Here is a 26,273-nt window from a genome sequence, read left to right as displayed (position 1 = left end):
AAACTCGAAATCATTCATAATACACTCTAAACATAATGTCTTGCTCGTAATTCCCAAACCCACGGCCATATATGGTTAGTCCGCCTCTTCTCCGTCCGCTATTCTCTGCCGTTAAACGAAAGGTCCACTGATCCTGCTCTACTCGTACATCCTCCAAGGTAATATCTGAGATTTGCTGGCCATCCACAAAGGTTCCACCTGTATTAATCCGCAGAACCTTCAGCAAACCATATTGGTTAACATCCGAACGCCACCAAATGGGATTTAATCGTCCTCTAGTGAGGCCAAAGTCGCCCGGACTGGTCCATTTTCCTAAATCCTGACCATTCATCATAAAGCCAATATCCGACGGCCACTTCTCATTTACATGTGGAGCTTCGGAACCTATTTCCAGCGAAATCTCAATTTCCTGCACCACTTGATCTTGAAATAGATAATTTGGAATCTTGTACTCGATAGAACCTTTCGCAAACCATACAATGCCGGCATTCACCCGTTCCGGGTCCAGAAAATAACGTGGATCATCATAATAGCCGATCAGCTTCTCAGTAGTAGCAATCCCGCAGGTAGGTAAAGCCTGAATATCGGTATATTGCCCTACAGGGATAGACACTTCAACCACCTTTCTGGCAACTCCACGGGAGCCCGATAATTTAATCTGCAGATAATTCGCAGACAAAGAACAATATTTATAGGTCCCTCCATTTACTCGTCTCATTTTAGAACTGATCAGGCCTGCTTTTTGCAGCTTTGCTACATGAGTACTGACAATTGCACTACTAAGATAGAGCTCCGCTGCCAGCTCTTTGATGTGCATCTCTCTGCGGTCCAGAAGTTCAATAATTAGCAGCCTAACTTCACTTGCCAGCGCTTCATACACCTGCAAGGATTCAGAATCTGTGGTTAAGTACATTTCAACGTCTCCTATGCTTATTGAATTAGTATTTTAACGAATCCTAAATTAATTCATTGCTTATTATAAGCTAAAATCAGTATCATGTAATCATAAAACAATTACTTAATTAGTGAAATCATTAATTCAACTAGAGGGAGCTGTACACTCATGCCGATTAAATCGACAATGATTATTGACAAAGATTTCAGACTAGCTGAAGTAGACCCGCGGATCTACGGCTCATTTATCGAACATTTAGGAAGAGCAGTTTACGGTGGCATTTATGACCCGGGTCACCCTACTGCGGATCAGAATGGTTTTCGGAACGATGCCATCGAAGCTATTCGTGCCTTAAACGTTCCTATCATCCGTTATCCTGGAGGAAACTTTGTATCCGGTTACAATTGGGAAGATGGGGTTGGACCCAAGCATGAACGCAAGCAATCTCTTGAACTAGCTTGGTGGACCACTGAAACCAATCAAGTGGGTACCAACGAATTTGCAGATTGGGCTAAACTCGTAGGCAGCGAAGTCATGATGGCAGTTAACCTTGGAACACGCGGCATCGATGCAGCTAGAAATCTAGTAGAGTACTGCAATCATCCTTCCGGCTCCTACTACAGTGACCTGCGGATCTCTCATGGGTATAAAGAGCCTCACGCTTTTAAGACCTGGTGCCTCGGAAATGAAATGGATGGTCCGTGGCAGATTGGAGCTAAAACCGCGGTCGAATATGGACGGTTAGCGAACGAAACTGCAAAAGCTATGCGCTGGGTCGATCCAACGCTTGAGCTTGTGGCTTGTGGCAGCTCCGGCAGCGGCATGGACACTTTTGCCGAGTGGGAAGCTACCGTGCTTGATCTTTCTTATGATAATGTGGACTATTTATCACTGCATACGTACTACAATAACAACAATGACGACACGCCTAACTTCCTAGCCCGCTCTATGGATTTGGATCATTTCATCAGCAGTGTGGCTGCCACCTGTGATTATGTTCAAGCGAAGAAAAAGAGCAAAAAGAAAATTAATCTGTCGCTCGATGAATGGAATGTATGGAAATCACAAGGCAGCAGCCGTGCCGAACAACATTGGCAGATCGCACCGCCAGAATTCGAAGATGTGTACACACTTGAAGATGCACTTGTTGTGGGCTGCTGTCTTATTTCATTGTTGAAGCATGCTGATCGTGTGAAAATGGCCTGCTTAGCGCAGCTGATCAATGTAATCGCCCCAATTATGACTGAAAATGGCGGACCGCTTTGGCTGCAGACTACTTATTATCCGTACCTGCACGCTTCCCTTTATGGTCGTGGAACCGTACTTCACCCGCTGATTTCCAGCCCTAAATACGATTCCAAAGATTTCACTGATGTGCCTTATTTGGAAGCCATTAGTGTATACAACGAGGAGCTGAATGAAGTAACCGTCTTCGCTGTAAACCGCCATTTATCCGAAGGACTAGAGCTCGACGTGGATCTGCGCAGCTTCAGTTCCGTAAACATCATTGAGCATATTGTACTGGAACATGAAGATATTAAAGCTGTAAACACCAAATCCAATCCACATAACGTGATGCCTAGCCAAGGCAAAGCCGTTGTTGAGGGTGGACATGTAAAGGCCCTTCTCGCAAAAGCTTCCTGGAATGTGATTCGTCTGCGGGTGAACGGCTAAGTTAACTTGTAATAGTCATAGAAATGCCCCCATGAATCTTTAATAAGCCATAGATTCATGGGGGCTTCTTCGTTATTTTATTCTGAAAATTGTCACGGATTGCTTCGGAAACTCATAACTAAAGCTGCTTCCTTCTGTCTTAAAGCTAGTTTGTTTCGGAGAGACCTGCTGCTTATTCTCGAAGTTATTTTCGTCCTCAAGCTGGTATCCCGACATTTCATAGACTTCGATGGTCAGTGCTTCTTTTGCCAAAGATTCCAGTGCAACCTCAGCAGAAACACTATTCTCTTGTACGTTTACTGTCTTGAGGATAATATCCCCCGTTAAGTCTTCCACACTTGCCGTGTAATACAGCGGTTCGATCACCGGAAGTTTATCTTCTGTCTCATTCACCAGTTCTCCGTTAATAAAAGTACGGATCTGTCTGCCCACTACTTCTAACTTAAGATCGTATTCTACATCTGTTTCAACCGTAAACATAGCATGCGTCAGAACAGAATTTCTTCCGTTGATAATTGAGGCCACAATCGAATCTTGATTCTGCCAGCCACCCAGCTCCCAGTACAAATGATTCTGATCATCCGCTTTACCAAAATAGAAGATAAACCCTTTATTTCCTGCGGTTCGTCTAGCCTTAAAATGCAAAGTATAGTTTTCCCACTCTGTCTCACCAAGCTCTAGTGTCCGATTAGCCGTTTTGTTCTGAGCAGGGTCAGGCAGATTTGAAACTTCCTCTGATAAGTCAGAATACGTCTTCACTTCTCCCGTAAGATTGTTGACTAAGGTGATCTCGGAGAAACGAGCAGCAGAGGCATCCACACCGAAACTGACGGCTCCAGTGATCGCTTCCTTTCTGCTTTCCTTCGGTGCCGTGAAGCTATCTGCTTCCATCTTCAGCAAATGATCTCCCTGATGGTTCATGAATAGCTTTTGCACATAATAGTTTGCCGTTCCGTACACTTCATGATTATTGAACCAGATCATATCCGGCTTCCAGTTAATATAATCCACATTACAGAGCATTGGAGCATAACAAGCTAAGCCAACGGCATGGGCATTATTTTGCAGACCTGTCATAAATGCTGCTTCCACCAATGCATTGTAATAGGTATTGCCCCATGAAGCATATTCACCGAGGAATACCTTTGGTTCATCCGCTTTGAAGTCATCATAACGATGATGATTAGCCAGGAACCATTCAGGTGTACAGTAATAATGCTCGTCTACGAGGTCAGACTTGTTCTCTTTTGCCGACGTCCAGCCCCGTTCATATTCCTGACCGGCAGAGAACGGGCCACTAGAATTAATGACCTTGATTTCCGGATATTTTGCTTTGATGGCTTGATGAAAGTAAGGATATCTCTCGAAAAAGGGTGCACCTACCTCTTCATTCCCAATGCCGACATACTCCAGCCCAAAAGGCTCGGGGTGACCCAGTTCTGCACGAATGCCTCCCCACTTCGTGGAAGAATCCCCCTTGGCGAATTCAATTAAATCCAAAGCATCCTCAATCCAAGGCGTTAATTCATCCAGCGGTACCATCCGTTTATGATGCGGGTCGTAGCCGCCCGGAAGTACGGGGATCGGCTTAGCTCCAATATCCTCACAGAACTGAAAATATTCATAATAACCTAACCCAAGCGTTTGATTATATGACCAGTTATTGCGTCTTGCGGGTCTCTGCGCAACATCCCCAATCGTATTCTTCCATCTGTACATGGAGTCTCTGTCATCTGGATCCAAGGAACCGTCATGCACCAGACATCCTCCTGGGAACCGCATAAACTTAGGTTTTAAATCAGCGAGCAGCAGCGAAATATCTTCACGCATGCCTCCGGGTCTATTCTTAAAGGTCTTCTCAGGAAACAGGGAAACCATATCCAGATATACCTTCCCGTTACCTTTGGTAACGATTACAAGACGACTGCTTGTGTCCGTGCTATTAGCTGTAATAACGGCTTCATATCGGGTCCATTCAGAGCTGCTTACGGCGATCTCCACTTCACCAAGAATGATGCCGTCTGTGCTTTCGATGTTTACGGTAAGCGGCACATCAAAGCTTGTCTCCCGGCGGGCATACACTGAGAAGTTATAATTCTCGCCTTCTTTTACCGGAATACCACTGTTAAAGCCTAGATTCATCAGGCCAACGCCGTCACCTTCAGCCACAATATCGATGGCAACATAATGTTGGTTACGATCATTTAAGGGCTTGCTGTCTTCTACAGAGATATTTACCTTTCCATCTCCACGTTCTACAGGCTCCCAAGCCATCAGCGCATGATAATCTGCCCGGTCAATCGGGTCGAATTCAAAAGATCGGTTCTGAACTAGCTCAGCGTAAAGCCCACCATCGGCCGCATGATTCAAATCCTCGAAGAAAATACCGAATAGATCGCCTAACTCCGCCCCCCGCTGCTGCGTATGTATCGTCAATTTTCCTTCTGTCTTCATTCTTTTGTCTTCCTCCTTGTGAATTCCAATTTGATTTATATTTATATTACTTAGTTCATATCAATATAAATCATTATAATAACTCCTCTCTATATTCGTCAATTCAAAAACGAAAAACTGACACCGAATATCCCTCGATGTCAGTTCACACTAGGAAGCCCTAGTAAAGGTTATAAAGAAAACGTAAATTGATAGCTGCCCGAACCTAATTGAAGTCTCACTCCGTTATCGACCAAGCTGATACTGTGCACGCCTCTGGACTGCTCTACAGGAACTTCATTTTCTAATAACCCTAGTTGATTGGCTCCAGGCAGAACGACAATACCGTTGGTATTGGCAGGAATCGTAACGTGAATCATCATTCCATTATCCTCTGATCGCCGCCACGCTGACTCTACTTTTCCGTACATGGTTTCAAAACTAGCTTCTGCGTAATCCAGACCGGGGCCTGGCTGTGGCTTGATATGAACGATTTTGAAACCAGGCTCCAACTCATCTGTTCCGATTCCTGCAACGTAACGATACAACCATTCACCTATTGCGCCATAGGCATAATGATTGAAGGAATTCATATCTGCACTCCAGAAGCTGCCGTCATCCTTTATCCCATCCCAATGCTCCCAAATCGTAGTCGCACCTTTCGTCACCTGATACAGCCAGGATGGATAATCCTTTTGAAAAAGAAGCTTATACGCGAGTTCATTATTTCCAATCTCGCTGAGCACAGGATTCAGATATGGTGTGCCCACGAATCCAGTAGTCAGATGATCCTTAGCTTCAGCAAGCAGCTCAGTGAGCTTCTGAATTGCACGTTCTTTGGCGCCCCCTTCTACAAGATCGAAACGTAAGGCTAATATCTGTGCAGTCTGTGTAGAGACGGATAACCTTCCCGCAGATGTTATGAACTCATCACTGAATGCTTTTATAATTTTGGCGTGCAGCTCACTATAATAGTCCACGTCCTCCGATTTATCTAAGGCTATTGCCGCTTTCAAAGTCAGAGAAACAGAATAGGCATAAAAAGCGGTGGCGACATAATCCCGATCTGTAGCTCCCACATAGCTGTCTGGCTTGGAATCAAGCGCTAGCCAATCGCCGAAATGAAAGCCAGTATTCCACAGATAAGGGTTACTTCCCTGTGCATAGATATATGAAATCCATTGCTTCATGCTCTCGTATTGCTCTGCAAGCAGCCTTTTGTCGCCGTACATTTCATAGATTGTCCATGGACAGATCGTAGCTGCATCCCCCCAGGCTGCAGAAGAATGGTTAGTATCTCCGTCGCCAGGAGGCGCTGCTCTCAGCTCTGGAATAAAAAACGGAATGCCGCCCTCAGGGGTTTGGTCTGCCTTCAAATCCCGCAGCCATTTCGTAAAGAATGGTGCCGTATTCATCAAATAAGAGGCTGTTCGGACAAACATCTGAGCATCCCCCGTCCAGCCGAGCCGCTCATCACGCTGTGGACAATCAGTGGGCACATCGAGGAAATTCCCTTTTTGCCCCCACAGGATATTGTGATGCAGTTGATTCACAAGTGGATCTGAGCACTGAAAATCACCCGTACGTTCCATATTAGAGTGCATCACTATTCCTGTGAAATCCTCTAGTTGAAGATCTGCTGAGAACCCACTAAGCTTCACATACCGAAAGCCTTGGAAGGTGAAATGCGGTTCATACGTCTCTTGCTCCCCACCTTTCAGAATATAGCGGATGCACTGTTTCGCTTTACGCATATTCTCCGTGTAGAAATTTCCGTCCCGGTCTAATATTTCAGCATGCTGAAGTTCTACCGCCTGACCAGATTGACCTTTTACATTAAATTTTAACCACCCTACCATGTTCTGGCCCATGTCCAGCACTCTATCTCCCTGCGGGGTAGTCAGCAGTGCAATCGGCTTCAAGGTTTCAACTTGTGTCACTGGCACATTTTCCTGGGCAACGATGATCGCTTTGGAATAATTAATAATCTCCACTGGATGCCAACCTTCTGATGAAGGATCGGTGATATCCAGCTCCAGCCGAGCATCATAGGTTTCACCATTATAAATTTCAGACATCATAATTGCGCTTTTTGCAGCCTGCCAATTCTGATCTGAGCTAATAAGCTCATTTGAACCGTCTGCGTACCGGATATGAAGCTCCAGCAGAAGTGAAGTCTTTGATCCATAAATCTCCTTTTGATTATCCCAGCCCAAATACCCTCTGTACCAGCCATTGCCCAACAGTGCGCCTAACGCATTCGCACCTTCATGCAGAAGCTTTGTGACATCATAAGTTTGATATTGCAGCCGCTTACTGTAACTGGTCCAGCCTGGAGTAAAATAATGATCTCCCACCCGACTTCCGTTCAGCTGCAGTTCATACAAGCCCAAAGCAGTAGCATAAATCCTTGCACTTTCCACTGGACCTTTTACATCCACGAATGTACGAAGCTGTGGGCAAATCTCAGAATCTTGTGAAAAAGAGGCTGTAGGAGCGCTGATCCACTCCGCCTGCCAATTCCCTGCATCTAATAGTCCGGTTTCAAAAAATGCAACCTCAGACCAACCCGAGTCTATTGCATTCTGATTCCATGCCCGAACCCGATAATAATAACGCGTGCGAGCTTCCAGCAGCAGACCTTCAAGCTCAACATGGATCGATTGAGAAGACTTTACTTCCTCTGTATCCCATAGCTTGCCTTGAAAAAGCATATTCTCCGCCACTTGAATTTGATAAGCAGACTGCATGCAGTCCCTGTCATCTGAAACTAACTGCCAACTGATTCTGGGTCTGATCACATCAATTCCTAGCGGATTTTCTTTGTACTCACAACGAAGCTTAGTGATTGCGAACATATAGATAAAAACCTCCTTCTATAGCGACAAATTAGTCTTTGCCCTATAATTATAGCTGGGTTACCGCTTTCATCACCCGGTAAAAAGGACATCATATCCCTGCAATCATGCCATGAATTTGGAAGGGGCAATTCAATATGCAACGAACCACCGAGTTGTTCAAAAATGAAATTTTTTTTCAAAACGATCTGCATCTGCTCGTTAACCGCTATTCAGAGAACTTCCACGCCCCTTTTCATGCTCATGAATTTATTGAGTATTGCTATGTAGCTGAAGGAAGAGGTTTTCATCACCTTGAAAATGAGATCTTTCCCGTTAGAAAAGGAATGCTGTTCGTGATTCCTGTAGGTGCCCCCCATGTGTTCCGTCCAGCATCTTCTGATACTTTAGGGAATCGCCTGATCGTCTATAACTGCCTTTTTGATATGCAAATGGTGGAGCAATTAAATATCGTCCTTCAAGAGCCATCTATCCGGGAGCACCTAGCCACTCTTGGGAGTAGCAGCTCATCTTACTTTTCCGTCTCAGATCGAGATGGCTCTATTGAGCGCTTAATGCTGAATTTATATCATGAAATGTCGGTATCCGGTATGGGCTCCAAAACAATGCTTTACACCCTCTTAAGTCAATTAATCATAGCAGTGTACAGGCAAAAATACGGAGAAGATGACAAATCTACGATGGATATGGCAGACTTCACGCAAGTCATTCAATACCTAGAGCATAATCTGTCGGAAAAGATTACACTTGCCGAATTAGCCCGTATTTCACAGTGGAGCAGCAGGCATCTTCAGCGCATGTTCCACAAGCATACTGGCCAGTCCTTTGGGACCTACTTGAAGAATCTGCGAATGCATAAAAGCTGTGAATTGCTGCGTACTTCTGGACATAAAATTAATATGATTGCCGAGCTAGTTGGTTACCGTGACATCGACTCCTTTAACGCTGTATTCAAAAAAATAGTCGGCCAGACACCCATCGCGTACCGCAAGCTCTACAGATCATAAAAAAGCCGATGTCGTATGAACATCCATACAACATCGGCCCTATTAATTTATTGATTAGTGATCTGTTTAAGTAAAAACTCAACAAAATCAGTTGATTTAGTCTTACTGTCATCTTGTCCTAACGTTCCGACGATCATCTGGTTTGAATGGATAGGGAGTTCTGTAGCAAAATCCGTATCTGTGATATCTATGCCAGTAATCAGCTCTTGACCACTCTCCGGGTTAGTCATACGTTTCAAACGGTTATCATCAAGAGGAAGTCCTGCGGATTTAATAAACGACTCCAGATTTTGCAGTCCCGACTGCTGGCCAATCCATTCAAAAGTAGCATCATCCATAATCAGGATATCCGGATGATCGGCTGCCAGCATCGCCATAGCCCGCTGCATATAGCTCATATCCAAGGCTCCACCGTCCGTCCCACCTGTTGAGGGTAGATAAACGATTTCTGCCTCCACTCTCTTCCAAGCCGGGTAACGTTTGATAATTTCTTGTTTTAGCTCTTCATTCTTACCTGACGAGTCCTGAGATTCATAGTTGCCTAGGAACATGATTCGAACATCTACCGGTGGGAGCGTAGCTTCATATTTTCTTTCCTGCCATTGATCATAGAGCGCTTTCCCTCCAAAGATAACTACCAGCAGCACGATAATAGAAATAATAGTGTGCGTTTTGTAGAGTCGAAAGAAATTCTCCGATTTACGTGCTACGCCGGACATGGCTCCCCACTTCTCCAGCCGCTTGTCCTCTGCTTCCTGAATCTCCTTCTGATCCAAGCCATCTAGGATGGTTTTGTAAGCGCGGAATTCCTCTTCATAAGCTGCAACCTCATCTTCAGTCGAATTCGATCGACGGCGTTTCAAATGCATATCTAACCTTTTGTTCAATTCCTCCCGGGTAACGTCTTCAGGCAAGTTCAAACGCTCATAGGCTTGCTTTAGCTTCTCATTCAAAATGATGTCTCCTTCCTGATGCTTTTCGTCATTTCAGATTGTTAATTTGGTTCTATGTATTGAATTCTTGTGGCAGTAAAAGTATGGGCTAAGCCGCAAAAAAAACATCGCAGGAACTCAAGTAAACTATATCATGTTGTGCTAGACGGTAACAAGTAAGCGTTTATCTAATCCAAACCATGCAGCTGCTTAAATTGCTCAGGACTCATCCCTGTCAATCTTTTAAACACCAAACAAAAGTAACTAGCATTATCAAAACCCACTAACTGGGCAATTTCATACATTTTTTTATCGCGTCCATTAAACATAAGCTGTTTACTCAAATTGATACGTTGCTTATTGATATAGGTTACAGGTCGATCATGAATTGTTTTTTGAAAAAGCCTGCATAAATACTGTGGCGATACAGAAATAATCTCCGCCAGCTCCTTTAAAGGAAGCGTCCTATGCAGATTGCTCTCAATATAACGCAGCACCGGCTTAATTCGCTCCAATTCATGTGCCTCATTCAGAGGCGATACTAGCTTTCTTTTTAAATCCAGAAGCAATGCATAAAGATGTTTAGATCGTGCCAAATTAGTCTCCAGCTCATTGCTATCTGGCAGCATAAGGATTTGCTTTAGAGGATTGAGCCATTGATCTTCTTTTAATCTAGCAGGACCAGACTCGCGGATGCCCGCATAGAGCAGCATTTGACCAACCTCTCTGCCATTGAACGAGACCCATGATACCTTCCATTCCTTCCCACTGATAGGGGCATACGAATGAGGAATATCCGGGAACAAAAAGAACACATCCCCTGGACCCACGAGATATCGGTTCTCATGAATGATAAGCTCACCCTTGCCTTCGTGAATCTGATGTATTTGATAGTCTGGAAAGCCTGCAGGACGTATAGTTTCTGGCTGATGCTCCCAAAATCCAAGGGTTGTAGCATAAAGCGGCAGCATGATTACATCTTCTGTTTGGCAAAAAATAATTTTGCTCTCCATAAAAAGACCTCGTTTCATATTTTGTTATCTGGGACTAAAATTCTTTTATTTATCCTAACATTACTTCAACTTATAATATGAATATAATAACATTACAATGATTATAAAGGAGATCAACTCATGCGAGCAAAGTTTGTCTACCAGCCACCTGCTAACGGTTATCCGGAATGGAATAACAACCCAGAGACTTTTGAATTAAATCGATTGGATGCACATGCCTCCATGATCCCTTACCGTAGCTTATCCCAAGCGCTAACTAACGATAAAGAAACCTCACCTTTCTACCAAACCCTCAATGGGCTTTGGAAATTCGCTTTTTCCGAAACACCGGATCAACGAATTGTGGATTTCTATAAAACCGATTTTGATTGCAGTACTTGGGATACAATTCCTGTACCGTCCCACTGGCAGTTCCAAGGTTACGACTACCCACAATATACAAATCTCCGGTATCCTTGGGCGGAATCCGAGCCAGAGCTTAAAGCCCCCTTTGCCCCAACAAAATATAATCCAGTAGGCTCTTATCTACGAACCTTTACTGTACCTGAGTCTTGGAACGGTCAACCGGTGTACCTAAGCTTTCAGGGTGTTGAATCCGCTTTCTACGTCTGGGTAAACGGTGAACTTGTCGGGTACTGTGAAGATACATTTACTCCATCAGAATTCGATATCACCCCATATTTAGTGGCAGGGGACAACAAACTAGCTGTCGAGGTTTATCGTTGGTGTGATGCCAGCTGGCTAGAGGATCAGGATTTCTGGCGCCTGAGCGGTATTTTTCGGGAAGTCTATCTTTATTCGGCTCCTTCCGTTCATATTACTGATTATTTCGTCCACACAGATCTGGATGAAAACTTCGTACATGCGGATTTAAATGTAGATATCAAGGTGGAAAATTACTTTAACGAGCAAAGCCCATATACACTGCAAATGCAGCTTTACAATAAAGAGGGCCAGCCTGTTTGGGAGACTCCTATCTCCGCTACTGGTTCCTTTGAGCAAGAAGGCGTTCAACAACTCAAGCTTTCTGCCCCGGTTGAGCAGCCTTTTAAATGGAGTGCTGAAACCCCTTATCTTTATACCTTAGTTCTGTCTATAAATGACAGCAACGGGCATACACAAGAAACGGTCAGCTGTAAGGTTGGATTCCGCAAGTTCGAGATTAAAGACGGACTTATGAAGATCAATGGCAAAAGAATCGTACTCAAAGGTGTCAATCGCCACGAATTCTCTTGCGACACAGGTCGTGCTTTAGCCAAAGAAGATATGCTGCGCGACATCCAATTAATGAAAACACATAATATTAATGCTGTTCGAACCTCCCATTACCCGAATCAGTCTGTCTGGTACGAGTTATGTGATGAATACGGATTATATGTGATTGACGAAACTAATCTGGAAACTCACGGCACCTGGGCATACAGCCAAGAAGGGTTGAATGACGGGAATGTCCCTGGAAGCAAACCGGAATGGCGGGCCAATGTCATTGACCGCTGCAACTCCATGATGCAAAGGGATAAAAACCACCCTTCAGTCATCATTTGGTCTCTCGGCAATGAATCTTTCGGAGGCGACAATTTTATCGCTATGCACGACTACCTGAGAGAAATCGATCCTTCGCGGCCGGTTCATTATGAGGGAATCTTCCACTGTAGAGAATCGGAAGCAGCAAGTGACATAGAATCTACTATGTACATTAAACCGCAGGATGTTGAAAAATATGCGCTTAATAATCCGAAAAAGCCTTATATCCTCTGCGAATACAGTCATGCCATGGGCAATTCATGCGGTGGGCTGCACTTATACTGTGACTTGTTCGACAAATATGATATTGTTCAAGGTGCATTCATTTGGGATTGGGTAGATCAAGCCATTCGGACCCACACCTCCGAGGGAATTGAATATCTCGCTTATGGCGGGGACTTTGGTGAATCGCCTCATGATGGCAACTTTAGTGGCAACGGATTGCTTTTTGCTGATCGTACGGTTACTCCTAAGCTCTTTGAGGTCAAAAAATGTTATCAAAATATTAAAGTAACGGCTGAAAATATCCTAGAAGGACTCTTCCAGATTCGCAATTCCTTCTTATTTACCAACTTAAAGGAATACGATCTCAAATGGGAAGTTCGTTTAGACGGAGTAACTGCACAAGAAGGCTTGCTGAAGATCTCATGTGCACCAGGTGAGAACATTTCATGCAAAGTTCCTTACGAGCTGGATTCACTGCGTGGCAATCATGAAGCAGTTCTGAATCTTTCCTTTATTCAGCCTTCAGCAACTATATGGGCAGAAGCTAATCACGAAATCGCTTGGGAACAGTTCATTCTGTCACCCCGTTTTGTAACCAATACCTCAAAGACAATCGCAGAACCACTGCGTGTCAGCGAGCTTGAGAATGTTTTGAATGTACAAGGTGATAATTTCGAACTGAGCTTTAGTACCACTACGGGTGCTCTGAACTCTTATCGTTCCTCAGGCAAAGAACGTCTGCTTGAACCTGTAAGAACTAACTTCTGGAGAGCAGTCACTGATAATGATTGTGGTAATAAATTGCCACAGCGGTGTGCAGTATGGAAGCAGGCATCGCATAAACAACACTTAATCAGCTTTACATTTAGAACCGAAGGCTCTCTCTGTTTCGTCTCTGCCAGCTACCTTCTGGCTACAAGTCCGGATTCCACGCTTCGGGTCCAGTACATGATTCGTGCTGACGGGACTTTAGAGATCACGCAAGAATTGAGTCCGGGCAGCAGCGTTCTGCCAGAAATCCCTGAGTTCGGAATGATGTTCGTTCTAGATGGAAGTCTTGATACCCTGTCATGGTACGGCCGCGGACCTCATGAGAATTATTGGGATAGACAAACCGGAGCCCCACTTGGACGTTACACTGGTAAGGTCAGTGATCAATTCACACCTTATCTCAAACCTCAAGAGTGCGGCAACAAGACTGATGTCAGATTCGCTTCGATTACAGAGGGCAACGATGGAACAGGATTCTATTTTGAAAGTGCAACGCCTATCGAAATTAATGCCCTGCCTTGGAAGCCTGAGGAACTGGAAGCCCATGACCACGTCTATAAATTGCCAGTCTCGAACAAAAGCGTACTAAGAGTTAACTACAAGCAAATGGGTGTTGGCGGGGACGACAGCTGGGGCGCACCAACCCACGAAGAGTTCACTCTGCCGGCTAATCGCCCGTACATCTTCCGTTTCACTGTCTCACTGCTCTAATCTCTTCCACTTATAAAAAAGGCCGTCTCTGGTTGGTTTCTACCACACAGGACGGTCTTCTTTTATTTATTTCACTGCTACTGTTCCTTGTCTGAATTCCGAAGGGCTTAAACCCACATTTTTCTTGAACTGTTTGGAGAAATAATAAAGATCACTAAAACCAAGATCATGGGCAATCTCACCGACAGAACTTTGCGTCCCCCTCAATAGCTCCTTGGCCTTAGTTATCTTTTTTCTGGTGATATACTGTATGGGTGGAACTCCGATTTGCTGTTTAAATAGCCGGATAAAATAGTTGGGATGCATGTACGCAATCTCGGCAAGCTCGTGTATGGTGATATTACGCTCGATATGGGTGTCTATGTACGTTAATATTTTCGTTAATTTTTCGATCGAGCTTAGATTCTTAAAAGTGATTTCGTCTACATCTATGTTCATAATAAAATAAGAAAATAACTCCATTAACTTACTTTTGGCTAATAAATGAGCATACACCGCATCAGATTTCATATGACTCGTTAGGCTGCTGAATATCTCTTGGATTACATGAGGATCTACTTCTCTGCATACATGACTTAGCTCTAACATTTTGAATAGATTAATGTCTCCGACTTTTGCGCTGAAATGGCACCAATACTTCTCAAAGGGTTGATCACTTATGCAAGAATAAGATTGCTTAACTCCCTCAGGCATCAAAAAAAGCTGACCAGGCTTCGGATAATATTCTCGATCGCCAATCTTTAACCAACCCTCCCCATCGCAAATAAAATAAAATTTACTATAGTCAGGTGTGTAGTCAAGATCTCTCCAGTCACGGCCACAAAGATTGTAATCAGCCATAAATAAATCAACCTTTAAATTGGATAAATAATTTGTAAGCAAAACATGGTTATCCATCCCTTACTCCGCCTTATCAGGTTAGTTTTGTACATCTAAAAGTTAATGTCCTACATTTTGATTTCCACCTCCAATCACTACAATGAAGTAGAAATAAACGTTTGAAAGGATGATTGCAAAATGGTGGATAAAAGCAAATATTTAAAAGTAATCGAAGATACGATCGCAACTGGAAGATTCAAAGCCAATTGGGATTCACTAAGTCAATTTCAAGTGCCTACGTGGTATGAGAACGCTAAGTTTGGTATTTTCATTCATTGGGGCCTTTATTCTATTCCGGCTTTCGCCAATGAGTGGTATCCCCGAAATATGTATATCCAGGGTTCGCAGGAATATGAACATCATCTTGCTACTTATGGTGAGCATAAAACCTTTGGTTATAAAGACTTCATCCCCTTGTTCAAGGCTGAGCATTTCAATGCTGAGGAATGGGCCAGTCTCTTCAAATTATCTGGTGCCAAATACGTGATGCCTGTTGCAGAGCACCATGACGGCTTTCAAATGTATAAGAGCGCTTACTCTCACTATAACACATATGAGATGGGTCCTAAGCGGGATTTAGTCGGGGAAATGAAAGACGCTTTTGAGCAGCAGGGATTAGAGTTTTGTGTATCTTCCCATAGAGCTGAGCACTGGTTCTTCCTGTCTCATGGCAAGGAATTTGATTCCGATATCCATGAACCGCTTGTATGTGGAGATTTCTATTGGCCATCTATGCCCGAACCCGATCATCACGATTTATTCGGCTCCCCACCTAATCAAGAATTTCTGGAGGATTGGTTGATTCGCTGCTGCGAGCTGGTAGACAATTATCAGCCGAAAATCTTTTACTTTGACTGGTGGATTCATACAGCTGCCTTCAAACCCTATCTCAAAAAGTTCGCCGCTTACTATTACAATAAGGGAGAGGAATGGGGAACTCCGGTTGCAATCAATTATAAGCATGATGCCTTCATGTTTGGCTCAGCAATCCCAGATATTGAGAGAGGTCATTTCTCCGGGCTTAAACCTTATTTCTGGCAAACGGATACAGCAGTTGCTAAAAATTCATGGTGTTATACTCCGGAAAATGATTATAAATCTGCCGTAGAAATTATCAGAGATCTAATAGATATCGTAAGCAAAAACGGCAACTTGCTGCTGAATATAGGTCCTAAAGCGGACGGCAGCATACCAGCTCAGGATCAGGAAATTCTGCTTGGCATCGGAGAATGGCTAAAGGTGAATGGTGAAGCAATCTATGATACGACCTACTGGCGCACCTTCGGGGAAGGCCCTACAGAGATCGTTGAAGGTCAGTTTACAGATGGGATCACGAAAATTTTCACTAATGAAGATATCCGCTTTACGGTAAAAGGCAGTTATCTTTACGCTACTGTTCTTGTCTATCCAAACAACGGTATAGTGCAAATCAAATCCCTTAAAGAAAACGCTGCGCACTTCCATGGGATGATTAAACAGATCAAAATCTTAGGTTTTGAGGAACAACCTGCATGGGAAAAAACCGATGAAGCCTTGGTTATAAAAACGACCTCGGTTCGCAGTGATACTCCGGTTGTTCTGCGGATTGAATTGGATTAGGGACACTTACAGAACTTCGTAACCTATAAAAAGAGTGCTCTTGCCCATCCAGCAGAGAACACTCTTTTATAGTTTTATAACCATCGTTTTATATTAAAAGTAGGGTACCCTGACGTTTACTGTCTTCATTCTAGTCCTATGAGGATATCTCGCGCGTAATTTGTTGGACTCCAAAATAATGCGACCATGAAGCGGATGCTCCGTGGGGATTTTTAGTTGTGCAGCAATGACTTCACTTAGCCCGTGGTTTCGGATGTCCGCTTGAAGCTGTAAGGCTTCTGGATCTTTTTCATGATCAAAATAAAGTGCAGAAGCAATAGCTGAGACTAAATGTGAGGTCTCAAAACCAAGTTCATGAGCAAGCATTGCCGGTTTTACGAGCCGATCATTAGGTGAAAGCTTGCGAAGCGGCGAGCGGGCGACACGTGTAATTTTATCGTTAAAGTTGGGGTTAGTGAATCTCTCCATCATCTTTTCTATATACCGGTCATGTTCTATGGGCTTGAAGCCATATAAATGCACCAATAAGGCCCCTGTTTCCTTAAGCACCCCGTGAACACGAACTCTGATTTCGGGATCAGACATCGCTTCTTGAATGCTAGTATAACCTTCCAGGTATCCAAAATAGGCTGCACTGCAATGACCTGTATTCACAGTATATAGCTTCCGTTCGAGGTATGGCGCCAGCGAATCCACATAATGGACGCCTTTAATTTCATTGTAATTACCAATCATTCCACTGCGGGGAATAACCCACTCACTGAAGGGTTCAACGAGGATTTCAAGTGAATCTGTATTTTTCTGCATAGGTACAATCCGGTCCACCATCGCATTGGGAAAAGCGACATTGCGGTCGGCAAGTTCCTTGAAGGATTGCTTCATATGCCGATAAACTGATTTTTTCAACTTCTGACTGCTTCCAATCCCATTCTCACAGGCAATGATATGAAGAGGGTTGAGATTTCTGCTATTTTCAAGCCTTCGTTCGATGCCCTGCGCAATGGTCTCAGCAATATCTTTTAAAGCGGATATTCCGACGGCAGTTGTCACAATTTCAGCTTCTGCTATAGCTCTAGTAACGTCCTCAGTATCATTCAGATTGATTGCAGTAACATTATCAACAATAAAGCTGTCCCGGTTCTTGTTAGCTAGGGTGACAGGATATTGCCCACGTTTTTGCAATTGGGCAATTTTACTCTTATTTCTTCCGACGAAACAAACATTGTAACCGGAGTCCGACAACATAGGCCCAATAAAACCTCTGCCAATATTACCTGCTCCAAAATGTACGGCTCTCAATTTGGTATCCCCCTTTAATTTGAACTTAGTTTCTCGGTTTCTCTATACGAAGCAACGTTGAGTAACTACATGATCAAATTCAAGAAGACTTAGATTATCAATTTTATGGTGCTGCTTATCGAATTCAAGAAAATTAGTAATTTCGTTAGGCGTCACAATGCAACGGATGCCAGCTGCTGCCGCTGCCTTAGATCCATTCGGTGAATCCTCGATAGCAACCGCCTCATCAGCTGTGATTCCAAGACAAGCTAACGTTTGGTTATATAGCTCGGGATCTGGTTTCACTTTTGCCACATGGTCGGCAGTCCGAACACATTCGAAATACTCGCGAATACCCAATTGATTCAGATATTTTTCCACCCATTCCAGTGAAGAACTTGAGGCCAGCCCTACGCGCAGTCCAGCTGCTTTGGCGGAATCAAGATAATGCTGAATGCCTGGTCGTATTGTTTCAAGCTCCATAAGTTTACTGTGTCTCTGTTTAACAGCCTTACTGAACTCTTCTTTGTCAATCGCTAGCTTAAGATCAGTCATTAAATATTCATAAGGATTAAAACTGTTCAAGCTCGTGCCGATGCAGGTGGAATATTGTTCAAGCGTCAGATCCACTCCATATTCTGCATAAGCCTCGTTAAATGCGGTGTACCAAGCAGTCTCCGTGTCGATAATCGTTCCGTCAAAATCAAAAATAATTCCTTTGATCACAATCAACCATCTCCCTCGTATTATGTTTGGTTAGAATATCTTACGCAAAACCTTCTGCATATTCTACAAAAAGCTATTTCGGCTTGCGTTTGACTATAAAAACCATAACAAAGCCCTTCTACTGACGTCAAGCACGGTAGATAACATGCCACGTAATGATAACGATTACAATCAATGTGGACAAACCTGGATTTTTGCATCACCTGAACATCTAAATACATAACAGTAATCAGATTCAAAAAAACACCACAATCCTATGTGCTTCAAGGGATTCCTTCTGCCAAGTTTGTTATCAAGACAAGCTCCCTCTCTTTCTCTCGATTGCTGTTATTTAGAGTATTTTTCCAAGCAGCTAAAAATAATTCAAAATAATTTTAAACACATCCTTTTTACTTGATTGTACAAATCAAATTACGGGGTTATTTTTTGTCCATTGAGTAAAAAGAGGCTTTAATTTATGATATATTTTAATCGAGAATGATTATCATTATTGGTGGTCGTTACATATAATAGGGAGGCAATAAGATATGAACAAGGTACGACAGTCCTTCGCTGTGGTATGTGTACTATTTTTGCTGAGTACATTGCTACTGGCGTGCGGAAACTCAAAGGAACAATCCTCTGCCAATAGTACGGTGAACGCAACCGGGAACTCTTCCGCTGCAACCGCGGTACCTTCAGCAGAACCCTCAGATAGCAGTACAGATGAAGCAGCAGCGACTACCCGCTCCTATACAGATTACATAGGGCATACTGTAGAGATTCCGGTGAATCCACAGCGAATTATCTATTCTGGAGAAACTTATGGCGATTTGCTCGCACTTGGTGTGCAGGCGGTAGGTTATCCTCTTTCTATGGGTGAAGGCCAGGTTTTTGAAGATCAATTACAAGGTGTGGAGGATGTAGGCTTCCCTATCAATCTGGAAAAAACATTGGAGCTTCAGCCTGACCTCATCATCTATGCGGGCACAGATGAAGCTGATTTCGAACAGCTCTCCAAAATTGCACCCACTATAATATTTGATACCTTTGCCCCACTCCAGGAACGTATGCTGGACATTGGTGGAATTGTTGGGAAAACGACTGAAGCAGAAGCATGGCTTGCGCAGTATAAAACCGCTGAAGAGAACATGTGGAAGCAATTGAAATCCGCAGGCATGAAAGAAGGCGAAACGGCTGCGGTCTTCACTTATTATCCAGGAGACAGACTGTTTATAATGGCAGCAACCGGACTTTCCCAGGTACTCTATGGGGAGAATGGCTTCAAGGCAACTCCAGCTATTCAGAAGATCCTTGATGAAGGTAAAGGGTTCCAGGAAGTATCCATGGAAGTCCTGAAAGAATATGCCGGGGACCGGATATTCCTCTTGACTCCAGTGGCAGAAGAAGCAAAACAATCCACAGAGAATCTATTAAAGAGCCCTATCTGGAAGAGCCTTCCTGCCGTCAAGAACGGATATGTCTATACACAAGACATCATGAAGACTTCAAGTGATGCGACAACAAGAGAATGGCTGCTTGGCGAAATTCCACAGCTATTGAATATGAAATAACCTTCTGTGATGAAGAGTTTAACACAAGGCTGATAAAAAACTGCAAGAAGCATGTCAACAGCTGTTGATATGCTTCTTTTTTTTATATACAATGAATTCATTGATAATCATTCTCACCAAATGAACGGAGGCTGAACCCATGCTGCATACATCATCGTCCTGCCCCCCACTCCACTCTCTGCTATTTCAGCTAAACGAGGCCGAACTGATGATTCAAGCTGCCGATTCAAGCTCTATAACGCGTACAACCCAGGACTATACCCTTCTCATATTTACTGGAGGGAACGGACAATTGAACCTCGATGATCAAAGCGTGATACTAAGTACGGATAAATGTTATCTACTATCTCCTGGAATCTCCTATAGTACGGACAACCAGGAGCTGACGTTGTATTATTACCTCATCACCTTTACAGCAATTTATACAACCGAGCATCCTAAACGATATTCTGGAGAGCTGCTTTCCGGCAGACGGGAGTTAATTGTGCACCCGTTCACCAAGGTAATCCGACTAGTCGAAGACCTGCTCATGAACAGGAATAACACCGATGATGTACAACAATTCAAGCGACAATTAAAATTCCAAGAATTGCTGCTGCTACTTTTTGAGCATAATTACCCTTCCAAACACCTGCCAAGTCCTACGGAATCCGTAGAAAAGACCATAACATTCATTCAGGAGCATTATACAGAGAGTATCACCGTGAAGCAGTTAGCTGAACTGGCGGGAATATCAATCTGGCAATATACACCGATCTTTCAGCAGCTTACGGGTAAAAAGCCGCTTGAATACCTGACGGATCTGCGCATTAATCATTCCAAACGATTCCTGCAGGAATCGACTGAACCACTGCGGGAAATCGCCAGACTGGTCGGCTTCTCGGACGAATACTATTTCAGCCGCCGCTTTCGGCAAAAAACCGGAGTTACACCCGGACAATATGCACATCAGAAAGGTCGTAAGCTTACCGTCAAGGATTGGACGGGTCATGAGGTGGAGATTCCAGAGCGAGCGAAACGGATTGTCTATCATGGCGAAACACTTGGCGACCTTCTCGCGTTAGGCGTAAAGCCTATCGGTGGAGATGAAGCATTCGCCCGGAACAGCGTCTATAAACATCGGCTTAAGAAGCTCGCCAACGTCGGGTTTCCACTGGACCCGCAGTTGACCGCTTCCCTAAACCCAGATTTGATCATTTTGGCTAATAGTGATGAAAGAGCCTACAGAGCAGTTTCTGGTATCGCTCCGACACTCACCTTTGATTCATTTGCATCTCTCGACAACCGAATGCGGACATTAGGCAGTTGGCTAGGTAAACAGCGCGAAGCCGAAGCATGGCTGGAGTCATTCACAATCAAAAACGCTGCCATGTGGCAGCATCTTTACACGACAACCCTCCAAGTTGGAGAAACCGCCTCTGCTTTGGTCTATGATCATGGAGATCATCTGTATGCTATGGGAATGTCCGGATTCTCCACTGCGCTTTATGCCCCATGTGGTTTACAACCGACCGAAGAGATCCAGGCCATTTTGGACGAAGAGTTAGGGTTCGCCGAAGTTGATCCAACGCGACTGCCTGCCTACGCCGGAGATCATATCTTCATGCTCATTCCGGAACGCAAAGACTCGCGAGCTGCGATGGAACGATTACTAGACAGTTCACTTTGGAACAATCTCCCGGCAGTACGTCAGGGACATGTTTATCTGCTCGACGGAAGCAAATGGAACTCTAGTGATGCGTTAACCCGGGAGAAGCTGCTAACGCTGTTGCCTAAACTACTCGGCGGAAGTAGCGCTAGCAATTGAAAGTGAATCTAGGATTCTCTTTTGACTTTTCAAAACTTGATAGGGTATACTTTATCTACGCTTAATTTCCAACTTTTACAGTTGAAAAGCGGGGGAACCAGTTAATTGGGGCGAATCATTGAGCATTAGAATGTAGGGTACCATCTTACCCGAGTCCGTCAGCTAACCTCGTCAGCAGTGGATGGGTCTGCTTTTCATGTTATTTACATAACCAGAGACCCTTGCTAAGGGTCTCTTTTTGTGCTTTTTTGGACCCTGCTGGCAGTAGATTGGCCTTTGACACTAAGGCTCCCTCATTTCTCACACTACGAGACAAAGGAGAGATGTACGTGCAAAAGGTAAAGTACTTCACGGATATTAACAAAATAGCTATGTTGTCTGAGCTGGAAAAAGAGAATCTGAAAGAAATTACGGACAAGTTTGTTTTTCGTGTAAATGACTACTATCTGTCTTTGATTAACTGGGATGATCCAGATGATCCCATCCGTAAGCTGGTTATTCCTAACGAAGGTGAACTGCTGGAGTATGGGTGCTGGGACGCCTCCGATGAGGACACGAATTATGTGGTACCTGGTTGTCAGCACAAGTATAGAACAACTGCACTACTGATTGTATCCGAGGTCTGCGGGGCTTATTGCCGCTACTGTTTCCGTAAGCGTCTGTTCCGAAATGACGTGAAAGAGGCGATGGCTGATGTCTCTCCGGGCTTGGAGTATATCGCAAATAATCCGGAGATTAACAACGTACTTCTTACGGGCGGGGACAGTTTAATTCTCTCCACACCGAAGCTAAGATCCATTATTGAAAATCTAAGAAGCATTGAGCATGTTAAGATCATTAGACTGGGTTCCAAAATTCCCGTATTTAATCCGATGCGGATCTCTGAAGACGAAGAACTGCTGGAGCTGATTCGTACTTACTCTACCGAAGACAAACGAATCTATGTTATGGCGCACATCAATCATCCTCGTGAAATCACACCTGAAGCCAAAAAAGCATTTAAAGCTCTCCACAACGCAGGGGCAATTGTCGTAAATCAGACCCCCATCCTCAAAGGCATCAACGATGATCCCGTTATTTTAGGGGAACTACTGGACCGGCTTTCATGGGCTGGCGTTACACCCTACTACTTCTTTGTGAACCGGCCCGTAGCCGGAAACCGAGATTTCGTATTACCGCTCGAGCAAGTCTATCAAATTGTAGAAGAAGCCAAAGCCAGAACCTCAGGACTTGGCAAAAGAGTACGCTTATCCATGAGCCACACCTCAGGAAAAATAGAAATTCTCGCCATTGATAACGGAAAAGCCTATCTCAAATACCATCAATCCAGAGATCAGGAATACGGAAAATTTATGATTCTAGATTGTCCAAAGGACGCCGAATGGTTCGATGACCTGCCTGGGAATGAGCAATATTGGACCCCACCTGTGAAAAAAAACGATGCTATTATTTCTGTTAATGATTTATCAGGCGAGCCTGCGGATTTAATCTGTAAATAGATTTAATCGACTCTGTCATAGGATATTTCTTCATCGCCAACAACAAAACTCCTCCCGCCCAAAATTAGCCCGAAAAAATCTATGATATAATCACGCTGTAACACGAAATGGACTAATGGGTGGGAATGCACACATGAAATTGGAACGATTGATTTCTATGATCTACAAGCTATTGAACCACGAAGTTTTATCTGCCTCCAAGCTGGCTGAAGAGTTTCAGGTTTCCCAGCGAACAATCTATAGGGATATCGATGTGATTTGTGCCGCTGGCATCCCGGTCGTATCGTATCAGGGTACTAAAGGTGGATATGGCATCATGGACGGATATAAAATGGATAAAAGCCTGCTCCGTTCGTATGATGTCACTTCTCTGATTACTGTACTTAACAGTCTTTCTTCCGTGTTTGAAGATGAGCATACGCAAGGAACCATTGAACGGCTGCAAACGATTGGAACGGAGCCACAGACCTCTAGTCTCGCGGTGGATCTTGAAACCCGGCGTACGGATCCTGACGCACTTCCTCTTTTACGTGCGGCTATATCGGAACGAAATGTTGTCCGTTTTGATTACATCAGTGTAAAAAATGAACGTACAACCCGTGAAATGGAACCAGTAAAGCTTCATTTTAAATATAGCAACTGGTACATCTATGGTTATTGCCGGACACGGCAGGACTATCGGGAGTTCCGACTTTCCCGGATGCTGAATTTGTTCCTGACGCAGGATACCTTTCATTCGCAACATGAGGTACCCAAAGAGGCCGGCTGTTCAAACAGGGCAGATCAGGTGGAGGAAATAGTGATCCGGGTAGGCCCTGAGGCTTTGGCAGAAGCTTTGGATCAGTTTCATCAAGTCGACAAGGAATTTCATTCCGATAAAAGCATGACGATGCGAATTCCTGTGTATAAGCCATTGGAAGCACGTTGGCTTTGGTCCATTCTGCTGAGTTTTGGCAGCGGCGCCGAAGTCCTCGAACCCCCTGCATTGCGAGGTATTTTAAAAGAGCAGCTTCAAAACACACTCAAACTTTATGAAGAAGTATGACAGTCTGATGTCATACTTCTTCTTTTATATTAACTACAGTAACAAAAACAAATCCATGACCATTCAAAAGGAGAATGTACGAATGACAAATTATCCAGTAGAAATGTTTAAATACCACACATGGGCAAACCAAACTATCCTGGGGAGAATCAAGGAACTCCCGCCTTCTGTGCTAAGTCAAGAAGTGAACAGCTCATTTCCCACCATCGCTCATGCCCTTAGCCATATCTATGCGGTTGATACGATGTGGAATCTTGTATTAACAGGCACTGCCATGCCAGAGGCTTTTCAACAAAGTATCCCGCTAAATTTGAGCATTCTAGATTCTGTGGATGAATACGTAAATATCTTTGCCCAGCTATCAGAACAATACAAAGCATGGTTACACAACCAATCCGATTTGGAGCAAACCATTCTGCTTGACAATCCATTCGCCGGAATCCGCCAAACACGCCTATCAGAAATTGTGTTGCAAGTCGCCAATCACGGGACTTATCATAGAGGCAATGTATCTACTATGTTACGGCAGTTAGGCCATGCTTCCACCATGAATGACTATGCTCTTTTTTGGTATCAGGTACCTGCGGAAGCTATTTAATCTCGGATGGGCAAGACGCTCCACTCCATACCTAGAAAGGAAATTGTATTTTAATTATGGAGATTGAAAATCTAATTACAGTGAAAACGAGAGAAGATTTAAGAGTTTGGCTGCAGGAGAATTGTAAGACTGAACAATCTTGTTGGGTACTCGTTAGTATGACGCCAAACTCAGAAACGTTGCTATATTTGGACGTAGTTGAGGAATGTTTGTGTTTTGGATGGATCGATGGAGTGAAAAAGAAAATTTCGGAAACGGAGCTGGCGCAAAGACTCTCTCCCCGAAGCAACAAAAGCTCTTGGACTGAATTGAATAAAGAACGGGGCCGCCGCCTCGAAAAGCTGGGGTTAATGAGTGCTGAAGGAAAACGGGTACTTCCTGATATGAACCCTGATTCTTTTATAGTAGATAAGATTATAGAGCAACGGCTAAAAGAGGACAGGCAAGTATATGAGAATTTCACGGCCTTTCCAGCCCTTTATAAGAGAGTTCGGATCGACACGATCCAAAGCAATAAACATCAGCCAGATTTATTTAAGAGTAAATTAGACAAATTCATAGCAAACACTAAAGAAAATAAAATGTACGGGCAATGGCATGATAATGGACGTCTGCTAGATTATTAAGCTGCGCTAGATGCATGATCTCCTGCTGAGGCTTTCGGACTCCAATGACGCTATTTACTAATTTATCGCCTTTTCAGCAACTCATCGGACTCCAGCGCAGCTATTCCTTAGAAATGGGCTCTTATACGGTGATTTTTCCGCCATTAGGAGCTATGCGGTCCGATAATACTCCAAATGGCGGATTTTCCTGCATTAAGGTCCGCTGAGTCCGATACCGCCAAGTATGATCATTCGCTCTACTTCTGAGTCCAATACGCCGAAGAATGATCATTCGCTGGCTCTACTGTTACTGTTACTGTTACTGTTACTGTTACTGTTACTGTTACTGTTACTGTTACTGCTACTGTTACTGTTACTGTTACTGTTACTGTTACTGTTACTGCTACTGTTACTGTTACTGTTACTGCTACTGTTACTGCTACTGTTACTGCTACTGCTACTGCTACTGCTACTGCTACTGATACTGCTACTGATACTGCTACTGCTACTGCTACTGCTACTGATACTGCTACTGCTACTGCTACCATGATCTCCTGCTGAGGCTTTCGGACTCCAATGACGCTATTTACTAATTTATCACCTTTTCAGCAACTCATCGGACTCCAGTGCAGCTATTCCTT

Annotated in this window: 19 protein-coding genes and 1 riboswitch; of the genes, 10 read left to right on the top strand and 9 right to left on the bottom strand. The window is 43.9% G+C overall.

The features are described 5' to 3' along the window. Positions 1-10 precede the first annotated feature (10 nt). Entirely contained in the window at positions 11-913 is a 903-nt protein-coding gene (locus MHH89_RS02460) for an ArsR/SmtB family transcription factor (protein WP_341086235.1), read from the bottom strand. Between the two features lie 150 nt (positions 914-1,063). Here MHH89_RS02460 and arfA point away from each other — a divergent pair, with 150 nt between their 5' ends. Then, entirely contained in the window at positions 1,064-2,569 is a 1,506-nt protein-coding gene (gene arfA / locus MHH89_RS02455) for an arabinosylfuranosidase ArfA (protein WP_076100772.1), read from the top strand. A gap of 72 nt (positions 2,570-2,641) precedes the next feature. On the opposite strand, the gene MHH89_RS02450 is transcribed toward arfA, so the two are convergent. Continuing rightward, on the bottom strand, positions 2,642-5,023 hold the full coding sequence (locus tag MHH89_RS02450) for an alpha-L-arabinofuranosidase C-terminal domain-containing protein (RefSeq protein ID WP_341086233.1): 2,382 nt from the start codon (positions 5,021-5,023) through the stop codon (positions 2,642-2,644). 170 nt (positions 5,024-5,193) lie between these two features. Beyond that, complete coding sequence (locus MHH89_RS02445) at positions 5,194-7,860, bottom strand: family 78 glycoside hydrolase catalytic domain (RefSeq protein ID WP_341086231.1); 2,667 nt, start codon at positions 7,858-7,860, stop codon at positions 5,194-5,196. A gap of 137 nt (positions 7,861-7,997) precedes the next feature. Between MHH89_RS02445 and MHH89_RS02440 the strand changes: the two genes are divergently transcribed. After that, positions 7,998-8,867: an AraC family transcriptional regulator gene (locus MHH89_RS02440; protein WP_076130584.1), complete on the top strand. Its 870-nt coding sequence runs from the start codon at positions 7,998-8,000 to the stop codon at positions 8,865-8,867. 47 nt (positions 8,868-8,914) lie between these two features. Here the strand turns inward: MHH89_RS02440 and MHH89_RS02435 are convergent, their stop codons facing one another. Further along, positions 8,915-9,820 carry a hypothetical protein gene (locus tag MHH89_RS02435; protein ID WP_076130585.1) on the bottom strand — a complete coding sequence of 302 codons (906 nt, stop codon included), beginning with the start codon at positions 9,818-9,820 and terminating at the stop codon, positions 8,915-8,917. Between the two features lie 167 nt (positions 9,821-9,987). Further along, a complete protein-coding gene (locus tag MHH89_RS02430) occupies positions 9,988-10,812 on the bottom strand; it encodes an AraC family transcriptional regulator (RefSeq protein ID WP_076143215.1) in 825 nt (274 codons plus the stop codon). A 120-nt stretch (positions 10,813-10,932) separates the two neighbouring features. On the opposite strand from MHH89_RS02430, the gene MHH89_RS02425 reads away from it, so the two are divergent. Then, entirely contained in the window at positions 10,933-14,043 is a 3,111-nt protein-coding gene (locus MHH89_RS02425; protein WP_341086230.1) for a glycoside hydrolase family 2 TIM barrel-domain containing protein, read from the top strand. 66 nt (positions 14,044-14,109) lie between these two features. Here MHH89_RS02425 and MHH89_RS02420 read toward each other — a convergent pair whose 3' ends face one another. After that, positions 14,110-14,940 (bottom strand): AraC family transcriptional regulator, encoded by an 831-nt coding sequence (locus tag MHH89_RS02420; RefSeq protein WP_076280449.1) that lies wholly within the window; start codon positions 14,938-14,940, stop codon positions 14,110-14,112. Between the two features lie 120 nt (positions 14,941-15,060). Here MHH89_RS02420 and MHH89_RS02415 point away from each other — a divergent pair, with 120 nt between their 5' ends. Next, a complete protein-coding gene (locus MHH89_RS02415; protein ID WP_341086228.1) occupies positions 15,061-16,521 on the top strand; it encodes an alpha-L-fucosidase in 1,461 nt (486 codons plus the stop codon). 93 nt (positions 16,522-16,614) lie between these two features. Here MHH89_RS02415 and MHH89_RS02410 read toward each other — a convergent pair whose 3' ends face one another. Both MHH89_RS02410 and MHH89_RS02405 read right to left on the bottom strand, forming a co-directional pair. Beyond that, positions 16,615-17,820, bottom strand: coding sequence for a mannitol-1-phosphate 5-dehydrogenase (locus tag MHH89_RS02410; RefSeq protein WP_076193797.1), 1,206 nt, complete (start codon positions 17,818-17,820; stop codon positions 16,615-16,617). Between the two features lie 42 nt (positions 17,821-17,862). After that, positions 17,863-18,525, bottom strand: a complete 663-nt coding sequence (locus MHH89_RS02405) for an HAD family hydrolase (protein WP_076130591.1) — start codon at positions 18,523-18,525, stop codon at positions 17,863-17,865. A 527-nt stretch (positions 18,526-19,052) separates the two neighbouring features. Between MHH89_RS02405 and MHH89_RS02400 the strand changes: the two genes are divergently transcribed. The 6 genes from MHH89_RS02400 to MHH89_RS02375 all read left to right on the top strand — a co-directional run bounded on the left by MHH89_RS02400 (position 19,053) and on the right by MHH89_RS02375 (position 25,653). Continuing rightward, a complete protein-coding gene (locus tag MHH89_RS02400; protein ID WP_076280446.1) occupies positions 19,053-20,078 on the top strand; it encodes an ABC transporter substrate-binding protein in 1,026 nt (341 codons plus the stop codon). A gap of 139 nt (positions 20,079-20,217) precedes the next feature. After that, positions 20,218-21,885 carry an AraC family transcriptional regulator gene (locus MHH89_RS02395; RefSeq protein ID WP_341086225.1) on the top strand — a complete coding sequence of 556 codons (1,668 nt, stop codon included), beginning with the start codon at positions 20,218-20,220 and terminating at the stop codon, positions 21,883-21,885. A 48-nt stretch (positions 21,886-21,933) separates the two neighbouring features. Then, a riboswitch (cyclic di-AMP (ydaO/yuaA leader) is annotated at positions 21,934-22,077 on the top strand. A gap of 131 nt (positions 22,078-22,208) precedes the next feature. Then, positions 22,209-23,384: a KamA family radical SAM protein gene (locus tag MHH89_RS02390; protein WP_445739121.1), complete on the top strand. Its 1,176-nt coding sequence runs from the start codon at positions 22,209-22,211 to the stop codon at positions 23,382-23,384. Between the two features lie 133 nt (positions 23,385-23,517). Continuing rightward, on the top strand, positions 23,518-24,429 hold the full coding sequence (locus MHH89_RS02385; protein ID WP_076309897.1) for a helix-turn-helix transcriptional regulator: 912 nt from the start codon (positions 23,518-23,520) through the stop codon (positions 24,427-24,429). An 82-nt stretch (positions 24,430-24,511) separates the two neighbouring features. Continuing rightward, positions 24,512-25,027 (top strand): DinB family protein, encoded by a 516-nt coding sequence (locus tag MHH89_RS02380; RefSeq protein ID WP_341086221.1) that lies wholly within the window; start codon positions 24,512-24,514, stop codon positions 25,025-25,027. Between the two features lie 56 nt (positions 25,028-25,083). After that, positions 25,084-25,653 (top strand): YdeI/OmpD-associated family protein, encoded by a 570-nt coding sequence (locus MHH89_RS02375; protein ID WP_341086219.1) that lies wholly within the window; start codon positions 25,084-25,086, stop codon positions 25,651-25,653. 236 nt (positions 25,654-25,889) lie between these two features. Here the strand turns inward: MHH89_RS02375 and MHH89_RS02370 are convergent, their stop codons facing one another. Further along, the gene (locus MHH89_RS02370; protein WP_341086216.1) at positions 25,890-26,180 is read right to left on the bottom strand and encodes a hypothetical protein; all 291 of its coding nucleotides are present in this window, start codon (positions 26,178-26,180) and stop codon (positions 25,890-25,892) included. Positions 26,181-26,273 lie beyond the last annotated feature (93 nt).

Source organism: Paenibacillus sp. FSL H7-0323 (assembly GCF_038002725.1).
Taxonomy (GTDB): Bacteria; Bacillota; Bacilli; order Paenibacillales; family Paenibacillaceae; genus Paenibacillus_AQ; species Paenibacillus_AQ odorifer.
This window is presented reverse-complemented; position numbering and strand designations above follow the sequence as displayed.

Bases quoted from the DNA above. Each gene is read 5' to 3' on its own strand.
- MHH89_RS02425 (WP_341086230.1), top strand. From the start codon at position 10,933: ATGCGAGCAAAGTTTGTCTACCAGCCACCTGCTAACGGTTATCCGGAA.
- MHH89_RS02445 (WP_341086231.1), bottom strand. From the start codon at position 7,860: ATGTTCGCAATCACTAAGCTTCGTTGTGAGTACAAAGAAAATCCGCTA.
- MHH89_RS02375 (WP_341086219.1), top strand. From the start codon at position 25,084: ATGGAGATTGAAAATCTAATTACAGTGAAAACGAGAGAAGATTTAAGA.
- MHH89_RS02420 (WP_076280449.1), bottom strand. From the start codon at position 14,940: ATGGATAACCATGTTTTGCTTACAAATTATTTATCCAATTTAAAGGTT.
- MHH89_RS02440 (WP_076130584.1), top strand. From the start codon at position 7,998: ATGCAACGAACCACCGAGTTGTTCAAAAATGAAATTTTTTTTCAAAAC.
- MHH89_RS02415 (WP_341086228.1), top strand. From the start codon at position 15,061: ATGGTGGATAAAAGCAAATATTTAAAAGTAATCGAAGATACGATCGCA.
- MHH89_RS02390 (WP_445739121.1), top strand. From the start codon at position 22,209: ATGTACGTGCAAAAGGTAAAGTACTTCACGGATATTAACAAAATAGCT.
- MHH89_RS02380 (WP_341086221.1), top strand. From the start codon at position 24,512: ATGACAAATTATCCAGTAGAAATGTTTAAATACCACACATGGGCAAAC.
- MHH89_RS02460 (WP_341086235.1), bottom strand. From the start codon at position 913: ATGTACTTAACCACAGATTCTGAATCCTTGCAGGTGTATGAAGCGCTG.
- MHH89_RS02370 (WP_341086216.1), bottom strand. From the start codon at position 26,180: ATGGTAGCAGTAGCAGTAGCAGTATCAGTAGCAGTAGCAGTAGCAGTA.
- MHH89_RS02395 (WP_341086225.1), top strand. From the start codon at position 20,218: ATGCTGCATACATCATCGTCCTGCCCCCCACTCCACTCTCTGCTATTT.
- MHH89_RS02430 (WP_076143215.1), bottom strand. From the start codon at position 10,812: ATGGAGAGCAAAATTATTTTTTGCCAAACAGAAGATGTAATCATGCTG.
- MHH89_RS02400 (WP_076280446.1), top strand. From the start codon at position 19,053: ATGAACAAGGTACGACAGTCCTTCGCTGTGGTATGTGTACTATTTTTG.
- MHH89_RS02450 (WP_341086233.1), bottom strand. From the start codon at position 5,023: ATGAAGACAGAAGGAAAATTGACGATACATACGCAGCAGCGGGGGGCG.
- MHH89_RS02385 (WP_076309897.1), top strand. From the start codon at position 23,518: ATGAAATTGGAACGATTGATTTCTATGATCTACAAGCTATTGAACCAC.
- arfA (WP_076100772.1), top strand. From the start codon at position 1,064: ATGCCGATTAAATCGACAATGATTATTGACAAAGATTTCAGACTAGCT.